At 47.0% G+C, this 3,023-nt stretch carries 3 protein-coding genes; 2 read left to right on the forward strand and 1 reads right to left on the reverse strand.

What is annotated here, in order from left to right:
* The first annotated feature begins 186 nt into the window (after positions 1-186).
* Together ACTHUM_RS11085 and fghA are read left to right on the forward strand one after the other, a co-directional pair.
* Positions 187-1,323 (forward strand): S-(hydroxymethyl)glutathione dehydrogenase/class III alcohol dehydrogenase, encoded by a 1,137-nt coding sequence (locus tag ACTHUM_RS11085; RefSeq protein ID WP_070461659.1) that lies wholly within the window; start codon positions 187-189, stop codon positions 1,321-1,323.
* 8 nt (positions 1,324-1,331) lie between these two features.
* On the forward strand, positions 1,332-2,159 hold the full coding sequence (gene fghA, locus ACTHUM_RS11090; RefSeq protein WP_107768955.1) for an S-formylglutathione hydrolase: 828 nt from the start codon (positions 1,332-1,334) through the stop codon (positions 2,157-2,159).
* 151 nt (positions 2,160-2,310) lie between these two features.
* On the opposite strand, the gene ACTHUM_RS11095 is transcribed toward fghA, so the two are convergent.
* Positions 2,311-3,023 (reverse strand): sigma 54-interacting transcriptional regulator (locus ACTHUM_RS11095; protein WP_440402894.1); only part of this gene is annotated, 713 nt, incomplete at its 5' end.

The following is a 3,023-nucleotide window of genomic DNA, read 5'->3' on the forward strand; positions in this document are numbered from 1 at the left end:
ATTCATGACTTAGGGAAATATTCGGAAGCCTTTAATTATCGATTGCATGGCGATCCTTCAGGTGATCATGCTACCGCCGGAGCGAAAATTGCAAAAATGCTTGCTTTAGAGTGGAGGTCAAAGTATAACCTGTGGTTATCTTACTTAGGCTAGATAACTTTATTAATGAATTAAAAGGCAAAAATAATGGAAACGAAACAAACCAATTCAACCATCAAATCGCGTGCGGCGGTGGCATTCGCCCCAAATCAACCCTTACAAATTGTGGAAATCGACGTAGAAATGCCGCACAAAGGCGAGGTGTTAATTCGTAACACGCACACTGGCGTGTGCCACACTGATGCATTTACGTTATCAGGAAGCGATCCGGAAGGCGTATTTCCTGTGGTGCTTGGGCATGAAGGTGCGGGTGTGGTCGTTGCTGTGGGCGAAGGTGTGTCAAGCGTAAAACCGGGTGATCATGTCATTCCTCTTTACACCGCTGAATGTGGCGAATGTGAGTTTTGCCGTTCAGGTAAAACTAACTTGTGCGTCTCAGTGCGTGATACACAAGGTAAAGGTTTAATGCCGGACGGTACGACGCGTTTTTCTTATCAAGGTCAGCCGATCTATCACTATATGGGCTGTTCGACCTTCAGCGAATACTCAGTTGTTGCCGAAGTTTCACTGGCAAAAATCAACCCAGAAGCCAACCACGAACAAGTATGTTTGCTCGGCTGCGGCGTTACTACAGGTATTGGTGCGGTACATAATACGGCAAAAGTGCAAGAAGGCGACTCTGTTGCCGTGTTTGGCTTGGGGGCGATTGGTTTGGCGGTGGTGCAAGGTGCGCGTCAAGCCAAAGCGGGTCGCATTATCGCTATTGATACCAATCCTTCAAAATTCGAGTTGGCAAAAAAGTTCGGTGCAACGGATTGTTTAAATCCGAACGATTACGATAAACCGATCAAAGATGTGTTGTTAGACATCAATAAATGGGGCATTGACCATACCTTTGAATGTATCGGCAATGTAAACGTAATGCGTCAAGCATTAGAAAGTGCGCACCGTGGCTGGGGACAATCCATTATCATCGGCGTAGCGGGTGCGGGACAAGAAATTTCAACTCGTCCGTTTCAGTTGGTAACAGGTCGTGTTTGGAAAGGCACGGCATTTGGTGGCGTGAAAGGTCGCTCTGAACTTCCGAAAATGGTGGAAGATTCAATGAAAGGCGACATCCAGTTGGAACCATTTGTGACCCACACAATGACACTCAATCAAATCAATGAAGCCTTTGAGTTAATGCACGAAGGTAAATCGATCCGCGCTGTTATTCATTACTAAGGTATGCGATGAAACTGATTGAACAACATCAAATTTTTGGTGGTTCGCAACAAGTTTGGGCACATGATGCCCAAACGCTTCAATGCGAAATGAAATTTGCCGTCTATTTGCCGGATAATCCAGAGAATCGACCGCTTGGTGTGATTTATTGGCTTTCCGGCTTAACGTGTACGGAACAAAATTTCATTACCAAATCGGGCTTTCAGCGTTATGCGGCAGAACATCAAGTGATTGTGGTTGCCCCCGATACCAGCCCTCGCGGAGAGCAAGTGCCGAACGATGCTGCTTATGATTTAGGGCAGGGTGCGGGTTTTTATCTTAATGCGACCGAGCAGCCTTGGGCGACGAATTATCAAATGTATGATTATATTTTGAATGAGTTGCCTGGTCTGATTGAGGAAAATTTCTCTACCAACGGCAAACGTTCCATTATGGGGCATTCAATGGGCGGACACGGCGCATTGGTATTGGCGCTGCGAAACCGGGAACGTTATCAAAGTGTTTCTGCCTTTTCGCCTATTTTGTCGCCAAGCCTCGTGCCTTGGGGAGAAAAAGCCTTTTCTGCCTATTTAGGGAAAGATCGCGAAAAATGGCAGCAATATGATGCTAACTCGCTCATCCAACAAGGCTGTAAAGTGCAAGGTATGCGCATTGATCAGGGCTTAGAAGATGAGTTTTTGCCAACACAATTGCGTACCGAAGATTTTATCGAAACCTGTCGTGCGGCAAATCAACCGGCCGATGTGCGCTTCCACAAAGGCTACGATCATAGCTATTACTTCATCGCCAGTTTTATTGGTGAGCATATTGCCTATCATGTGGCATTTTTGAAGTAAGCCAAGGAAGTGATTCGTGAATCGATCAAATGTTGGTATGAACATTAATTTTTCATGTTAACGAAAATAAAAGGCATCGGATTGATGCCTTTTGTTTTTTATAAATGATGAAAAATAATGCTATCAAAATGAGCTAGCTTGCACACTCTATTTAAATATCTCCCCATTCTAATCCGAATCGCTGTAAATATTTCCTCAATCGGTCGCTGTCATTGACTTTTGCTCTTTCTGTTCGGGAGACGTTGAACAATGCACGGCCAGCGGCGGCCATGTTGAGGTGTTTGCGGCATTCATCGATAACGTGTTGCAGTTGTAGCTTGTCGAACAAATCCAATGTGTCCCAATCGACTTTATCGGGATAGTCTTGTGCTTTTTCAGACGGCCTTTTATGTAAGAGGCCGTCTGAAAAAGGTTCTTCCGACCATAACCATTTGAGGCGTTCGATTTCGGCTTGGACTTGTTCTACCTGTATCCTGCCTTGCGGCGCGAGTGTGGCCAGGCGCATGATGCTGGCGGCGAGGTCGCGGAAGTTGCTGCGCCATGGTGCTTGATCTGAGTGTGCGAAGTCGAGGTAGGCGGCCAGGGCTTCTTTGTTGAAGCGGGTGGTTCGGCCGAGTTCTTGCGAGGCTAGGGCGAGCTGGTGTTCGACGTTGGGCTCGATGTCTTCGCGACGGTTGGCAAGTGCGGGCAGTGGGTAATTCCAGATGTTGATGCGGGCGAACAGGTCTTCTCGGAAGCGTCCGGCGCGGATTTCGTGGCGTAGGTCGCGGTTGGTACCGGCGATAAGTTGGAAGTCGCTTTTGACTTCGCTGTCGCTGCCGACGGGATAAAAGTGTTTTTCTTCAATGGCTTTGAGCAACATGG

The organism is Neisseria sp. P0021.S006 (assembly GCF_051956895.1).